This is a genomic window from Desulfurobacterium sp. (assembly GCF_027028515.1).
Classification (GTDB): domain Bacteria; phylum Aquificota; class Aquificia; order Desulfurobacteriales; family Desulfurobacteriaceae; genus Desulfurobacterium_A.
Genome location: NZ_JALVIW010000037.1, coordinates 1 through 13949 on the forward strand (window position 1 = coordinate 1; position 13949 = coordinate 13949).

The 13949-nt window shown below is 39.1% G+C and carries 16 protein-coding genes; 7 read left to right on the top strand and 9 right to left on the bottom strand.

The genetic code is table 11. The features are described 5' to 3' along the window. Positions 1-394: IS200/IS605 family transposase (gene tnpA / locus MV676_RS03325; protein ID WP_297445289.1), on the bottom strand; the 394-nt coding region annotated here is incomplete at its 3' end. A 71-nt stretch (positions 395-465) separates the two neighbouring features. Between tnpA and MV676_RS03330 the strand changes: the two genes are divergently transcribed. After that, a complete protein-coding gene (locus MV676_RS03330; RefSeq protein ID WP_297445292.1) occupies positions 466-1317 on the top strand; it encodes a transposase in 852 nt (283 codons plus the stop codon). An 11-nt stretch (positions 1318-1328) separates the two neighbouring features. Here MV676_RS03330 and lptB read toward each other — a convergent pair whose 3' ends face one another. The 5 genes from lptB to MV676_RS03355 are packed head-to-tail and all read right to left on the bottom strand — an operon-like array spanning position 1329 to position 4505. Further along, positions 1329-2075, bottom strand: a complete 747-nt coding sequence (gene lptB, locus MV676_RS03335; RefSeq protein ID WP_297445295.1) for an LPS export ABC transporter ATP-binding protein — start codon at positions 2073-2075, stop codon at positions 1329-1331. Then, positions 2059-2550, bottom strand: a complete 492-nt coding sequence (gene lptA, locus MV676_RS03340; protein WP_297445299.1) for a lipopolysaccharide transport periplasmic protein LptA — start codon at positions 2548-2550, stop codon at positions 2059-2061. The genes lptB and lptA overlap by 17 nt, the downstream gene beginning before the upstream one ends. After that, a complete protein-coding gene (locus MV676_RS03345) occupies positions 2547-3083 on the bottom strand; it encodes a hypothetical protein (RefSeq protein ID WP_297445301.1) in 537 nt (178 codons plus the stop codon). The genes lptA and MV676_RS03345 overlap by 4 nt, the downstream gene beginning before the upstream one ends. Further along, entirely contained in the window at positions 3080-3547 is a 468-nt protein-coding gene (locus MV676_RS03350; RefSeq protein WP_022846888.1) for an HAD-IIIA family hydrolase, read from the bottom strand. The genes MV676_RS03345 and MV676_RS03350 overlap by 4 nt, the downstream gene beginning before the upstream one ends. 1 nt (position 3548) lies before the next feature. Next, positions 3549-4505, bottom strand: a complete 957-nt coding sequence (locus tag MV676_RS03355; RefSeq protein ID WP_022846887.1) for a KpsF/GutQ family sugar-phosphate isomerase — start codon at positions 4503-4505, stop codon at positions 3549-3551. A 115-nt stretch (positions 4506-4620) separates the two neighbouring features. On the opposite strand from MV676_RS03355, the gene rpoN reads away from it, so the two are divergent. From rpoN to MV676_RS03385, 6 genes are all read left to right on the top strand, one after another. After that, entirely contained in the window at positions 4621-5928 is a 1308-nt protein-coding gene (rpoN, locus tag MV676_RS03360; protein WP_297445306.1) for an RNA polymerase factor sigma-54, read from the top strand. Then, on the top strand, positions 5925-8606 hold the full coding sequence (locus MV676_RS03365) for a glutamate-ammonia-ligase adenylyltransferase (protein WP_297445309.1): 2682 nt from the start codon (positions 5925-5927) through the stop codon (positions 8604-8606). Before rpoN ends, MV676_RS03365 begins: the two co-directional genes overlap by 4 nt. Further along, complete coding sequence (locus MV676_RS03370) at positions 8570-9190, top strand: hypothetical protein (RefSeq protein WP_297445310.1); 621 nt, start codon at positions 8570-8572, stop codon at positions 9188-9190. Before MV676_RS03365 ends, MV676_RS03370 begins: the two co-directional genes overlap by 37 nt. Next, entirely contained in the window at positions 9153-9848 is a 696-nt protein-coding gene (locus MV676_RS03375) for a hypothetical protein (RefSeq protein WP_155883413.1), read from the top strand. The genes MV676_RS03370 and MV676_RS03375 overlap by 38 nt, the downstream gene beginning before the upstream one ends. A gap of 101 nt (positions 9849-9949) precedes the next feature. Beyond that, positions 9950-11020, top strand: coding sequence for a H(2)-dependent methylenetetrahydromethanopterin dehydrogenase-related protein (locus tag MV676_RS03380; RefSeq protein WP_297445314.1), 1071 nt, complete (start codon positions 9950-9952; stop codon positions 11018-11020). A 12-nt stretch (positions 11021-11032) separates the two neighbouring features. Beyond that, on the top strand, positions 11033-11413 hold the full coding sequence (locus MV676_RS03385; RefSeq protein ID WP_297445317.1) for a roadblock/LC7 domain-containing protein: 381 nt from the start codon (positions 11033-11035) through the stop codon (positions 11411-11413). A 27-nt stretch (positions 11414-11440) separates the two neighbouring features. Here MV676_RS03385 and purB read toward each other — a convergent pair whose 3' ends face one another. From purB to MV676_RS03400, 3 genes are all read right to left on the bottom strand, one after another. Continuing rightward, entirely contained in the window at positions 11441-12760 is a 1320-nt protein-coding gene (gene purB / locus MV676_RS03390) for an adenylosuccinate lyase (protein ID WP_022846880.1), read from the bottom strand. 19 nt (positions 12761-12779) lie between these two features. After that, positions 12780-13367, bottom strand: coding sequence for a hypothetical protein (locus MV676_RS03395; protein WP_022846879.1), 588 nt, complete (start codon positions 13365-13367; stop codon positions 12780-12782). Positions 13368-13384: 17 nt separating this feature from the next. Beyond that, a partial coding sequence (locus MV676_RS03400) for an Hsp33 family molecular chaperone HslO (RefSeq protein WP_297445322.1) occupies positions 13385-13949 on the bottom strand: 565 nt, incomplete at its 5' end.

The following is a 13949-nucleotide window of genomic DNA, read 5'->3' on the forward strand; positions in this document are numbered from 1 at the left end:
TTCCTTGACATTCTTCTATGTATCTCCTAATCGTTTCAGCAGATACGTTTCCAGCAGTTCCAACGTAGTAAGATGGTGTCCAAAGGTGTCCACCCCAAAGCTTTTTCTTAAGTTCTGGAAACTCCTTAAACAGTTTCCTTGCTGTTATTCCTTTGAACAGCTTCACAAGGGTTGCAGGAGCAAACTTCGGATGTGCAGAGACGAAAAGGTGGACGTGGTCGGGCATTATCTCAAGTGCAAGTATTTCAAAACCATACTTATTCGCTATCTCGTGAATTAGGGCTTCTAATCTCTTTGCTGTTCTTCCTACCAAAATTGACTTCCTGTATTTTGGTATCCAAACTATATGGTATGCTGTGTGATAGACACAACCCTTAGTGCGTTTAGCTTCTATCATACTCTTATGGTATATTACCGCTGAGTCTAAGTCAACACCCCTTCGGGGTGTCGGGCTGTATCTCCGCTTTGAAAAGCGGGGTTTTAGCCCGTGGTTTTTCTATAAAGATACAGGGAATAAAGAAAAAGTTCAGAGTTTTAGGACTCCACCAGATACCTGAAAATTCGGAACCTGCAAACGCTCAATTAGTCAAAAAACCATCAGGATACTACCTCTACCTAACCTGCTACCTGCAAAAAGAAAAAGCATTAGAAGAAATCAAAAAGAAACAAACCAGACAACCTATTGGAATAGACCTTGGAATAAAACACCAGATAACCCTATCAAACGGAGAAAAAATAAGCTGGTATGCAGAAGAAACAAAAAGACTCAAAAAACTACAAAAAACACTCTCAAGAAAACAAAAAGGAAGCAAGAACTACTTTAAAACCAAGCTGAAAATTCAAAAAGAGTGGGAATATATTCAGAACAAGAGGAAAGACGCCCTCAACAAAGCCATAAGCCACCTGAAGAAATTCTCCCTGATAGCAATTCAAAACGACTCAATAAAAGGCTGGCACGAAGGATATTTTGGAAAACAGGTTCAAAACACGGGGATAGGAGGAATAACTGCAAGGCTGAAACGCCTTGCGACTCTTATTCCCGTGTTCTTTGTTGATAGATACGAACCTATCACACAAGTTTGTTCTTTTTGCGGACACAGGCAGAAAATCCCTCTATCAGAAAGGACATACAAATGTCCTCTCTGCGGAAAAGAGATAGACCGGGACGTTAACTCTGCAAAGAACATACTCAAGATAGCGGTAGAGAAACTCAAAGGAGAAGGAAAACTCCTTAAAACCCTACCCGTGGACTGCGGGGAAGTAACGCCTGTGGAGTGGGCAATAACCCACGGTGAAGCAGGAAGCCTGCCACTTTAGTTAGGAGGATGTCACAGGGAGAATTCTTCACCTAAATAGACTTTTCTAACAATTTCTGATGCAGCTATCTCTTCAGGTGTTCCTTCGGCTAAAACTTTCCCGTGACTTATTATGTAAGCTCTGTCTATGATTTTAAGTGTTTCTCTAACGTTGTGGTCTGTTATCAGTATTCCAATACCTCTATGTTTCAGGCTTTTTATCAGCTTCTGAATATCGGCGACTGCGATGGGGTCAACGCCTGCAAACGGTTCGTCAAGAAGCAAGAAACGGGGATTTATCGTTAAAGCTCTTGCTATTTCAAGTCTTCTACGTTCTCCGCCTGAAAGAGTATCTGCTCGATTTTTTCGAAGGTGTTCTATTCCAAACTCCTGAAGTAGAAAGGTTGTCTTTTTTTCTATCTCTCTCTTAGGATAGTTATGCATTTCCATAACGGCTATCAGGTTCTCTTCAACGGTTAGTTTCCTGAATATTGAGGCATCCTGTGGAAGGTAGGAAAGCCCTTTTCTCGCCCTTATATATGTTGGGTCGTTTGTTATCTCTTCTTCGCCGATGAAGACTCTTCCGCCTTCCGGTTTCACCAGACCTATAATGCAGTAAAAGGTTGTAGTTTTGCCGGCGCCATTTGGCCCTAATAGACCTACAACTTCGCCCTCTTCAACCTTTAGCGATACATCTTCTACAACGGTTCGCTTTCCGTACACTTTTTTTATGTTAACTGCTGAGAGAACGTTGAGGTCAATTTTATTTAACTGTGGCATTTACTGTCTCTCCAGGGAATATAATCGTTTTTACTTTTTGCTTTATACCTTCCACTATGACGTTTCCGTCTTTAAATGCGACGATTCTGTCACCTATAATAACGTTTTTACCTTTCTTTAATGTTGCGTTTCCTATAAGAACTATCTTTTCCTGGGCGGGGAAGTATTCTAAACGGTCACATTTTCCATTTCCCTGTTCACTTTTTAATGTGACATTCCCTATCATTTCAACTTTTTCTATTACCTTTCCTGTTCTATCAAAATGGATAATCAGCTTATCGCCGGTAATTGTTATTTTGTCATGTTGAACAATTACGCTGCCTATATATATTGCTGTGTGTTTGTTTTTATCGTAGATTAGCTGCCTTGCTTCAACGACAATTGGAAGGTTTTTAAGTTCAGTATTTCTTGCAAATCCGCTGTGCGGTAGTAATGTTAAAACCAAGATAACTGCAAGGAAAAGTCTTTTTATCATTTCTCCTCCGAAGGTTTTATAACTGTTTTTACCGTTTTGCTAATTATAACCTTTCCCGTTTTGAAGTTGATGGTGCAGTTTTTCCCTTCTATTGTGTATCCGTTTAAAAATTTAACGTGGCAGTTTGAGTTTGAGTGGAAAATCTGCCGTTTACCGTCAAATCTCCCTTTGGGAATTTCAGCGTAAAAATCCTGTCCTTTTAGTTTAACCTTTTCAAAGGTTGCCCTGTTTTCCTGCTTATAGTATATGGCTTTTTTAGCTGTTATGGTAACAGGATTTTTGGTGTTAACGATAAGTATTGGATTTATGAGGATTATGTGGTTGTCTATGAACTTTGCTTCATGTGCTTTTAGCTTCCATTCAGTCTGATTGTTTTTTTCTTGTGAGAATACAAAGTCCCTTATTATCTGTTGTTTTGTCTTTTTTATATGAACCTCTGGAGGTGGAGCATCCCTGCGGAACATTATAAGAAGCAGGGGAAGCAGTCCTGCTATACCTATAAAAACGGCAATTCTGAATAGCTTTTCTCTCACCCGATTTCACCCACTATCCGCTCTATGAATTCTCTCACTGCTCCTTTCCCGCCTGGATATACACTTACAAAGTCGGCCTCTTTTTTGACTTTTCTCACCGCGTCAATCGGTGCTCCGGAAAACCCGGACTTTTTTATCAGGGGTAAGTCAGGAATATCATCGCCCATGTAGGCTACTTCATCGTAGGTAATGTTAAAACGGTTAACGAGTTCGTCACAAACACTCTCTTTATCCTGGATGTTTTGAAATACGTATTTTATTCCTAATTCCTTACACCGCTTTTCTACCATTGAGGATGTTCTTCCTGTGATTACCGCTATTTCAATTCCCTGTGAGAGAGCATACTTTATCGCGAAGCCGTCTTTAACGTTGAATCTTTTGTACTCTCTCCCTTCGCTGTCATAGTATATGGAACCGTCGGTAAGAACGCCATCAACGTCAAGAATAATTAATTTAATGTCCATCTTAAATCCTCCTACCCAATATGTCGTGCAGGTGAATGATGCCTTTTAAATTGCCAGATTCATCAACGACGGGAAGAACTGTAATCTTGTAACGTTCCATTATTTCTATGGCTTTTTCGGCAAATGCCTTTTCTTCAATAGTCTTTGGCGAAACGGTCATAGCCTCTTTTACTTTGGAACTGATGTTGCCACCCTTTTCAAAGAACCGTCTCAGATCACCGTCAGTCAGTATTCCTGCAAGTTTCCCATTTTCAACGACCAAGGTTGCACCTAACTTTTTTGACGATATTTCATATATCGCGTCTTTTATCGTGGTTTCGGGAGAAACTATTGGAACATCTTCGCCTTTCCTCATCAGATCTTTTATTCTGGAAAGTCTGATTCCCAATTTGCCACCTGGATGGAACCTTGCAAAGTCTTCGCTTTTAAACCCCTTTTCTACCATGAGAGCAGCAGCTATTGCGTCACCAAGAGCAAGCGTTGCTGTCGTTGTGGTCATAGGGGCAAGTCCTAATGGACACGCTTCCTTTTTTACATTAAGGAAAAGACTTACATCACAGAGTTTTGCAAGGGAAGATACAGGATTATTCGTTATTGCTATTGTGGGTATTCCAAAGCTTTTTATTATAGGAATAATGTTTAAAAGTTCTGCAGTCTCCCCACTGTTAGAGATGGCTATTACTGTGTCATCTCCTTTTAACATTCCAAGATCTCCATGGACAGCATCTGCTGGATGGAGGTAGAACGAGGGAGTTCCGGTGCTTGAGAGCGTTGCAGCTATTTTTTTACATATAAGACCCGATTTTCCCATTCCTGTAAGGACAACTCTTCCTTCTGTTTTCAGCAGGATACTTACGGCTTTAACAAATTCAGTTCCGATGCTTTCTGACAGGTTGATTAATGCGTCGCCTTCCTCCTTTAGTACCTGCTTTCCGATTTTAAGGATTCTCTCGCTCACTTAGGGACTCCTTATTAGGTATAATTGAATTAATTGCTGTTAGCGTCTGCTTATATTACTATATGTCAGCCATAATTTTACAACACAAATTCCGACTGCAGAGGTAGTTTTCGTTATGGAAATAAAACCTGGATTACAGCAGCAGCTTGCTCTTGAGCTTAAACTGACTCCTGCACTCCTTCAGAATATAGAACTTTTGCAGCTTCCTGTGCTTGAGCTTGAAAATCTTATTAAGGATGAGATAGAGGCCAATCCACTTATAGAACTTGAAGATGAGGTAGAGGAAACTCATAGGGAGCAGAAAGAAAATGTTGAGAGTGTCTGGGATTTTGTCGTTGATGGGGGTAACATCTTTGTAAAGGATGATTCGGAAGTTTTTGATCCACTGACTATTAAGGCATCTCCAGTTTCTCTTCGTGATAGGTTGTTAAAACAGGCGCATCTTGAGTTTGAAAAGGATGAGTTTGAGATAGCTCGTTTTATTATTGATAACCTTGATAGGAAGGGTTTTTTAGCCATTCCTGTTGAAGAGGTAGCCCGTTCCCTTTCTGTTCCTGTTGATAAGGTTGAATCTGTCAGGAAAAAAGTTATGCACTTTGACCCTGTCGGTTGCGGTGCTGTTTCTTTAGTTGAATGTCTTAAGGTTCAGGCTGAAGAGCTTGGTGTTGCCGATAAATTTATCAGGGCCATCGAAGATATGGAAACTTTGAGAAAAAACAGGAAGAGGTTTCTTGAAAAGACCGGATTGACCGAAGAAGAATTAGATGAATTTCTCAATATCTTGAAGCATCTTGATCCACAACCCGGGATGGAAGCTGAAACGGTGAGGATTACGCCTGATTTGATTGTCTATCTTGAGGGTGATAAACCGATTGTTAAGATTCTTAAAACTAAAACTTTTAGTTTTAGAGTAAATTCTTCGTACCTTCGTTCTGCCGATACGGAAAAGCTTAAAAGGTATCTTACTGAAAAGTATCAGAGGGCGCTTAACCTGAAAAAGGCTATTGAGCAAAGAAATGCTACTCTTAAAGCCATAGGTGAGGCTGTTTTTTTTCATCAGATAGATTTCCTAAAACGCGGTGAATCTGCTATAAGGCCGTTATCCTATAGGGAAATTGCGGAAAAGCTTTCCATTCATGAATCAACCATAAGTCGCGCTGTAAAGGACAAGTTTGTTGAAACACCTTTTGGAGTTTACCCGTTTAAGGTTTTCTTTAGGCGTTCTGTTTCAGGTACTAGCGTTGATGTTATAAAGGAAGCTATAAAGGAAATTATTGAAACTGAAGATAAGAGGAAGCCTCTCAGTGATTCCAAGATAGCGACTATGCTTGGTAAACGTGGTATTAAGATAGCAAGACGAACTGTTGCAAAGTATAGGGAGGAGATGGGCATTCCCGGTGCTTTTGAGAGGAAAGAAAAATGAGATATCTCCTTGAAAAGTGCCGAAACGAATATCCAGAAAGCTGGCAAAGGGCACTTGATATTATTGAAGAAGGTAAAGAGAAACTTCCGAATGTTAGGAGAGCCCTTATACTTGTTGATAAACTTAGAGAAAGATTTCCTGAAGGCTTACCCGATTTTTTGCAGGATGAATTTTTAGAAGACCTTATAAAACTTTTCTCTTTTTCTCAATTTTTGGGTGATTTTTTCGTTATCCATCCTGAGTTTATTCCAGAGCTTAAAAATATCTACAAAAAGAAGCTTTCACCTGAGGATTTTGTGGTTTCCGGATGGAAAGAAGGGGACGAAGCGGGCTTTAAACGACTCATAAGATTTCACCACCGTCTTCACATGGGCAGGATTGTTTTGAGAGATATCTGTAAGATGGATTCGCTTATCTTTTTAACGAGAGATGTCACTCTCTTGCACGATTCCATTATGGGGGCAGCTTTTGAATTTGCAAGAAGTGTGATGGAAAAGCGGTATGGAAGGCCTGAAAACAGTGACTTCTGTATCGTTGATATGGGGAAAGCTTCAGGTTTTGAGCTTAACTACTCTTCCGATCTTGACGTTATATACGTTTACCTTTCAAGATACGGTAAGACTTCAGGCGGAAGCTATGGAAAGCTTGATAATCACGATTATTTTTCTCTTCTTTCTGAATACATTACAAAGCTTGTGACGGAAACCACAAAAGATGGAAAATGTTTTGAGATTGATTTAAGACTTCGTCCAAACGGAACAATGGGACCTATCTGTAACGACATAGAGGCCCTTGAAGAATACTACACTGCTGTGGCAAGACCCTGGGAGCGGTTTGCCCTTCTGAAATCAAGACCTGCTGCTGGTGATTTGAAGGTGACAGGTGTTGAGTTTGAGAAATTGATAACACCTTTTGTTTACAGAAAGTACATTGATTTCACTCTTATAGAAGAGGTTTTAAGGCTTAAAGAGCTTATAAAAGCAAAAGTGTCTAAAAAACTGAACAAGATAGATGTTAAACTTGGCGAAGGTGGCATTAGGGAGATAGAGTTTATTGTTCAGGCTTTTCAGATAATTTACGGTGGAAAAAATAAAAACATTCGTTCGCGAAACACACTTATCGCCCTTGATAAGTTGAGACGTTGGGGTTTCCTTACAGAAGTTGAATATAAAACACTGAAAGAGAGCTATGAGTTTTTGAGACAGACAGAACACATGATTCAGGTAACTCACTTTCGACAGACTCAGACTTTCCATCCAGAAAGTGAAGAGGCAGAAGAACTTGCCTTGAAGATGGGCTTTTCAAGCAGAGAAGTTTTTGTCTCTAAGTTAAGAGAGACTATGGATGCTGTTCACTATCTCTTTGACAGGTTTTTCCCGACGGAAAAGAAGAAAACGCTTTCATCTTTAACTATTGAGGACTTAAGACGTAAAGAGTTCTTTGAGCCAGAAGAAATAAAAAGGTTCATAGATTACCTTTTTAACGGAAAATTGCTATCTGCGGAAGCTCAGAATCAATTGGATTTAATGGGTGATACTTTTATAGATCTCATATTTGAGATGCCCGATTCAAAGCTGTGCATGAAGAATCTTGTATCTTTTCTTGAGAAGGAAGAGGGGAGGATCTATTTCCTTTCTTACCTAAAGCAGATAAATACGCTAAAGGTTCTCCTTATGCTTCTTTCTCTTAAAGACTTTTTCATAAAGCGGTTTGTTGAAACGCCGGAGATAATGGAGTATCTCTTTGATCCTGAAGGTATAGAAAATCCCAGAACTGTAAATGCGGTGAGGGAAACATTTCAACTGTTAAACAACGATAGACTTTCAAAGAATCTTGAAGAAGTTAGGGTTGTATTAAGGAAGCTTCTTGGAAGAACTGATATGGAGGCTTTCAATAAAGAGCTTACAAATGTAACGGACGTTGTTTTACTTAAAATTTATGAAGAGATGAATCCGCTTTTTGCAGTTGCTTCACTGGGGAAGTTTGGAAGCAAAGAGATGAACGTTGGTTCTGACCTTGACCTGCTTTTCATTTTTCAAAATGAGAAGGATAAGGAACAGGGAATCGGTTCTATTCCTGCTTTTATTGAGAGGTTGAGGGCGTTTGGCTATGAGGTTGATACCAGGTTGAGACCTTTTGGTGAAAAAGGAGAGATAGGTTTTACTATTCGCTACATGAGAGAATATTTTTTCGAGTCTGCAAGGGTATGGGAAAGGCTTGCTTATACGCGCTTCAGACTTATTACCGATGGTGTTCCTTTTCGTGAAGAGGTTGTTTCTGCCGTTGATGACTTTCTCTTTTCTGTTCCTCTGTGCGTCGATACATGGAAAGAGATTAAGTTGATGAGAGAGAGGCTTGAGAGAGAGCTTGGGAAGAAAAGTTTCATTAAATATGGAAAAGGTGGTATTGTGGATTCTGAATTTATAGCTTATACCTATCAGCTCTTTTTGGGAGAGAAGATAGGAAATGTTTACAGGGTGCTTAAAAAGCTGTCTGATGAGATGGGTAAGGACTTTTACACTGTTTTTTCACTTTTGAGGGAGGCAGAAACGGAAAAGAGATTTTACGGCAAGTACATTAAATTTAAAAATGCTGAGAATCTAATGGAAAAAAATAGAAAACTGTATCTGGAGTTTTGTGAATGGATAGAAACTTTAACGAGTACGCACAGGAAATAATTAAGTATATTGCTGAAACATTTCCTAACCTGTATTTTAGAGGAAATGACGATTTGAAAATTATAAAGAGATGGTACTATTTGGCCATTCCAGAGACATTTATTATGAAGTGTGTTACGGAAATGGAGGGGGATTCTCCAAAAACGCTCAGGGAACTTGGTAAAAAAATAGAAAATCTTTTTAAAATTCAAAAGAAAAAAGAGAGAGAAAAGATAAATAAATTGTATAAATCACCGCTTTCGGCTGCAGAGCGGTTGCAGTATCTTTATGATATTCTTCAGGGGATTCTTTTATCTCTTCCAGTTGATAATGTTTTAATACTTGAAAAATTAAAAGATATATCAGAACTTGATGGCGACTTGATAGAAGAGGCATTAGAAGGTTTTGAGGACGATTTTTTTGCTTTTTTTATTAAATATCTTCCAGAAAAAGAAGAGATATTAAAGGAAGCTGCTGCTAAATTAGAGAGATACAGGTTTTATTGGGATGAAAAAATTTATAAAATAACTTATAAGGCGCTTGTCAAGAAAATGTTAAGGGAGCGGTATGAAATCCCTGAATTTACAATCGTTGTCATTGATTGATTATCCTGCCGGTCGGGAAAGTGTTATTCTTAGAAGATTGGAAACACTTGAGAATCTTGAAGTTGAGCTTAATGATTTTGTTGCCAAAGGGTATAGAGGAACCGTTTTTTCCGGTTTCATAAAACCTTCTGATCCATTTACCATTCCTGTTAAAGTAGCGATAAAGTTTGCAAGGAGTGATGCCGGTAAAGAACAATTTCTCTTAAAAGAGGCAAGAATTCTTGAGTACCTTGAAGCTAAGTCTGTTGCTCCTGTTGTTTACTATTACGATGAAGACATGATAATCATGGAATACGTGGACGGTTTCCCGTTCTCTTTTGAAAGATTTTTCTCTAAAGAAAAATTAGTGAATGTTATAAGAGAGATTTTGGAGAAGTGCTTTATCCTTGACAGGGCAGGAGTAAGCCATTCTGAGTTAAAAGGTGAAAAACATATAATTTTGACGGATAGGGGAGTTAGATTCATAGATTTTGAAAGTGCCCGATTCACAGATAGTCCAAGAAACCTTCTCCAATTTCTTGGATTTCACATTATCAGGAAGCCTGAAAGGCTCGCCTTCCTCGGTATAGATAGAAACATCATAAAAAAAGCCATAGGATTGTATAAAGAAAATCCAATTTCAGGATTTAAAGAGATTCTGGGTCTATTTCATATTTAAATCTCTTTTCTCTAATAATGTTTAAACATATCTAATTGTTTTGATTTCTCAATTAATCCTATGATAAAATTGCGCAACATATAAAAACCGAGGGAGGCATTATGAAAGTAGCGGTTTACGGTTTTGGCAATCAGACCTATTACAGAGAAATTTTAAAGGTTCCTGAAACTCTTGGTGGTGAGCCGCCATACGGTGGTTCCAGAATGGCACTTGAATTTGCTCAGGCAGGACACGAAGTTTCACTTGCCGATCCCCGTATTGAAACTATTGATTCATCCTTTAAACAAAAGCTTATCGATGCAGGTATAAAGCTTACAGGCGATGATGTTGAAGCAGCAAAAGATGCTGATGTTGCTGTTCTCTTCACGCCTTTTAGAAGTGGTCTTACCGTGAAGATTGCTGAAAAAATTATTCCTTATCTTGGAAAAGATGCAGTAATTGCGACTACCTGCACAATGCCTGTGCTTGTTCTTGAAACGTCTGTTAAAAATATTCTATTTATGGAAGATAGGGAAGACATTGGTTTTTCAACTCTTCATCCAGCAGCTATTCCGGGAACGCCCCAGCATACTCATTATTTTATTGCTACAAATGAGCTTTTGGAAGAGCAAATTGTTAAACCTGAACAGATAGAGAAGCTTAAAAAGTTAGCAGAGGATACGGGAAAAGAGGCTTATTTAATTCCTGCAGAGCTTATATCTCCTGTTGGTGATATGGGAGTTGTTGCCACAGCCTCAGCAGCAGTTAGTGCTCTTGAGTATTATGCTATTTCAAAGAGTGTTTTGAAGACAACAAAGGCAATGACTGAGTTTCAGCTTGCACAGGCTTTTCAGGCTGTTTCAAGCATTATTGCAAAGTACGGTATAGAGGGACTTGTAAAGTTTTTAAGTACAGGTGCTCTAAAAAAATCTTTAAAGTCAATGCTATTTGACAAGAAAGTGCAGAAAGTTTCTTTTGCTGCTATGGATTTCCTTGAGAACATTTCTGATGTAGAGGCAGTTATAGGTAGTCTTGACGGTATGGCTTCATGTTTTGAGCCAAAGGAGAAAACTTTCCTTTCGGCACCTTCTCCAATGCTTATATCCTATATGGAAGAGCTTGCCGGTAAAGATGTTACAAGAGGAATTGTAAGAGAAGCACTTAAAAAACTTTATCAGGGTGAAGGAAAATAAAGGAGGTAAATTATGGCAAGCAAAAGAGAGTTATTAGAAGAGGTTTTGTCATCTCTTGCCGATTCACTTGGTTCAGATATACTCGGTACCCTCGTTGCAACGCCTGACGGACAGGTTGTCGTTTCAACGATGGTTAAGGGAGGTTTGAGTGCTGAAAAGCTTGCAGCTATGGCGGCTGCTGTTGTTGGTACGTCTGATAGGCTTTCGAAGGTTGTTGAAGCTGGTGATTTTGAAGATGCACTTATAAGATGTTCTTCCCAGAATATTCTTACTAAGAAAGCCGGAAGAAGGGCTATTCTTGTTTGTGTGGTTAAGTCTGATGCAAATGTTGGACTTTTAAATCTTGAAGTTGAGGATGCCATAGAGAGGATTCAGTCTATTCTTGGTGCTTGATGTAAGGGCGGCGCAAGCCACCCTTTTTTATCCAAAGACTCTGTTAAAGATGTAATCAACGTGCTTTGTGTGGTATGAAAGGTCAAAAATGTCCTCTATCTCCTCATCTGTTAGAACCTTTTTAACTCTTTCATCATTTTTCAATAACTCTTTAAATTCAGCACCTTCGGCCCATACTTTCATCGCATTTTCCTGAACAATTGCATAGGCTTCTTCCCTTGTTAGACCGCCTTTCTCTATCAATGTAAGCAGAACTCTCTGAGAAAAGACAAGTCCTTTGAGAAGATTTAGGTTTTTCATCATGTTTTCGGGATAGACTGTTAAGTTTGATATAAGCCATTCAAATTTCTGGAGCATGTAGTCTAAAGCTATGCAGGCATCCACAAAACTTGTTCTTTCTGTTGAAGAATGGCTTATGTCCCTTTCGTGCCAGAGGGCTATATTTTCCATACCTACGATAGAAGCACTTCTCACGACGCGTGCCAATCCACACAGCCTTTCAGAAAGGATAGGATTCCTCTTGTGAGGCATTGCAGAAGAGCCTTTTTGGCCTTTTCTGAACGGTTCTTCCACTTCTCTTACTTCTGTTCTTTGAAGATGCCTTATCTCTGTTGCAAACTGTTCTATAGAGCTTGCAATGAGACCTAATGTGTTTAAGAATTCAGCGTGTCTGTCTCTTTGGACTACCTGGTTTGAAACTTTTGCATGACCTATGCCGAGCTCTCTGCAGGCTATCTCTTCAACTCTTGGATCTATGTTGGCATAGGTTCCAACAGCACCAGAAATTTTCCCGACAGCAGCTCTTTTTACGGCTGCTTCAAGCCTTTCTCTGTTTCTTTTCATCTCTTCGTACCAGATAGCTAATTTGAGACCAAACGTTATAGGTTCTGCGTGTATGCCGTGAGTTCTTCCTATCATTACGGTGTATTTGTGCTCAAGAGCTCTTCTTTTTATTGCTTCAAGGATTCTATCTATGTCCTTTAGGAGTATTTCGCCAGCCTCTTTTATTTGGATTGCAAATGCGGTGTCAAGCATGTCTGAGGATGTCATGCCAAAGTGTAAATACTTGGCAGCATCACCGACTATTTCTTTTATGTAGGTTAAAAATGCTATAACGTCGTGGTTTGTTATAGATTCAATCTCATTTATCCTGTTGATATCAAATTCTTTTTTGCCTTCTATGTACTCTTTTGTCTTTTCTTCAATTGTTTTAAGTGCTTCTTCAGGAACTTTGCCAAGTTCAACCCATGCTTTCGTTGCGGCGATCTCAACCTTTAGCCATGTTCTGTATTTGTTCTGTAAATCCCAGACAGAGCTCATTTCTGGAAGTGAGTAACGTGCTATCATTTGACCTCCGTTTTTCTTTTCAGGTAATTTTTGCGTTTTTGAGAAGGTGTTTGAGTTCTATCGTGAGGTTTAGCATAAGCTCTTTTGCGAATTCTGTCTTTCCTTCAAATCCAAATACGGCAAGTTTCTCTGTTGCTCTTATAATGTAGAAGGGTAGGACAGGAGATTTCACACCCATTGCGGGAAAGTATAGCCTGCCGTTTATCTCTTTGTTTTCGGGAAATGCAGGAACTGAATCGCCTACCGTTTCAACGGCAATTGCCTCAAAAGAAATATCTCTAAGCTTATAGATGTCAGGAACATCGTTTATTGAAGATACAAAAAAGCCTTTGTATCTACCTATAAAGGGGAGTCTTATCGATTTCCTTCTATTTTCAAAAACTGTAACTTTTTCTACATTTAAAATGTTGCCATTTATAGATTTTATGTCGTAAACTTGAACCTTGTTTTGTGTGTCTATAAGTTTCAATCCTTTTGAGGTATCAATGAAACGGAGAATTTTAGTTGCTGGAACAACTACTTTTTCTCCTTCAAATTCAACATTAATTGGGAAGTCGGCTTTCGGTAGAGAAGGTATATCCAGAGTGAGAAAAGCAATGGTTTTCATAAAGCCCTCTATCCAGTTTAGTTGTCACCTGTCTCTTTTAATTTTATAACATTTTTTATCTCTTCGGGAGTAAAGTAGTAAACGGTGGAACAGAAGTTGCAGGTTATCTTTGCTCCTCCCTCTTTTATGAGCTGTTCAAGTTCTTCAATGGGTAACATCATTAAACTTTGCATGGCTGTTTCTTTTGAACATCTGCACCTGAATGAGAGCTCTTTCAGGGCTAAAACTTTTACTCTAAATCCTTTTAATACCTCCTCTATGATGTCTTCAGGTCTTTTACCGGATGTTAGCATTTCGGTTACCGGGGGAAGGTTTTTAACAGTTTCTTCTATCTTTGCGATGTTTTCTTCTTTTGCCCCTGGCAGTGGTTGAACCAAAAATCCGCCAGCTGCTTTGACTTTTCCGTCTTTTCCGATAAGGACACCTAATGAGACTGCTGAAGGTATCTGCTCAGATTTTAAAAGGTAGTAAGCTATGTCTTCTGCTATTTCCCCTGATATGAGAGGAACGGAGCTTTCGTAAGGTGTTTTCAATCCCAGATCTTTTACAACCGTTAGCGTTCCCTTTCCCACAGCACTTCTA

Coding starts and splice junctions, on each gene's coding strand:
- lptB (WP_297445295.1), bottom strand. CDS start 2,075: ATGCCACAGTTAAATAAAATTGACCTCAACGTTCTCTCAGCAGTTAAC.
- lptA (WP_297445299.1), bottom strand. CDS start 2,550: ATGATAAAAAGACTTTTCCTTGCAGTTATCTTGGTTTTAACATTACTA.
- MV676_RS03350 (WP_022846888.1), bottom strand. CDS start 3,547: ATGGACATTAAATTAATTATTCTTGACGTTGATGGCGTTCTTACCGAC.
- rpoN (WP_297445306.1), top strand. CDS start 4,621: ATGGAAATAAAACCTGGATTACAGCAGCAGCTTGCTCTTGAGCTTAAA.
- MV676_RS03365 (WP_297445309.1), top strand. CDS start 5,925: ATGAGATATCTCCTTGAAAAGTGCCGAAACGAATATCCAGAAAGCTGG.
- MV676_RS03370 (WP_297445310.1), top strand. CDS start 8,570: ATGGATAGAAACTTTAACGAGTACGCACAGGAAATAATTAAGTATATT.
- MV676_RS03375 (WP_155883413.1), top strand. CDS start 9,153: ATGAAATCCCTGAATTTACAATCGTTGTCATTGATTGATTATCCTGCC.
- MV676_RS03380 (WP_297445314.1), top strand. CDS start 9,950: ATGAAAGTAGCGGTTTACGGTTTTGGCAATCAGACCTATTACAGAGAA.
- MV676_RS03385 (WP_297445317.1), top strand. CDS start 11,033: ATGGCAAGCAAAAGAGAGTTATTAGAAGAGGTTTTGTCATCTCTTGCC.
- purB (WP_022846880.1), bottom strand. CDS start 12,760: ATGATAGCACGTTACTCACTTCCAGAAATGAGCTCTGTCTGGGATTTA.
- MV676_RS03395 (WP_022846879.1), bottom strand. CDS start 13,367: ATGAAAACCATTGCTTTTCTCACTCTGGATATACCTTCTCTACCGAAA.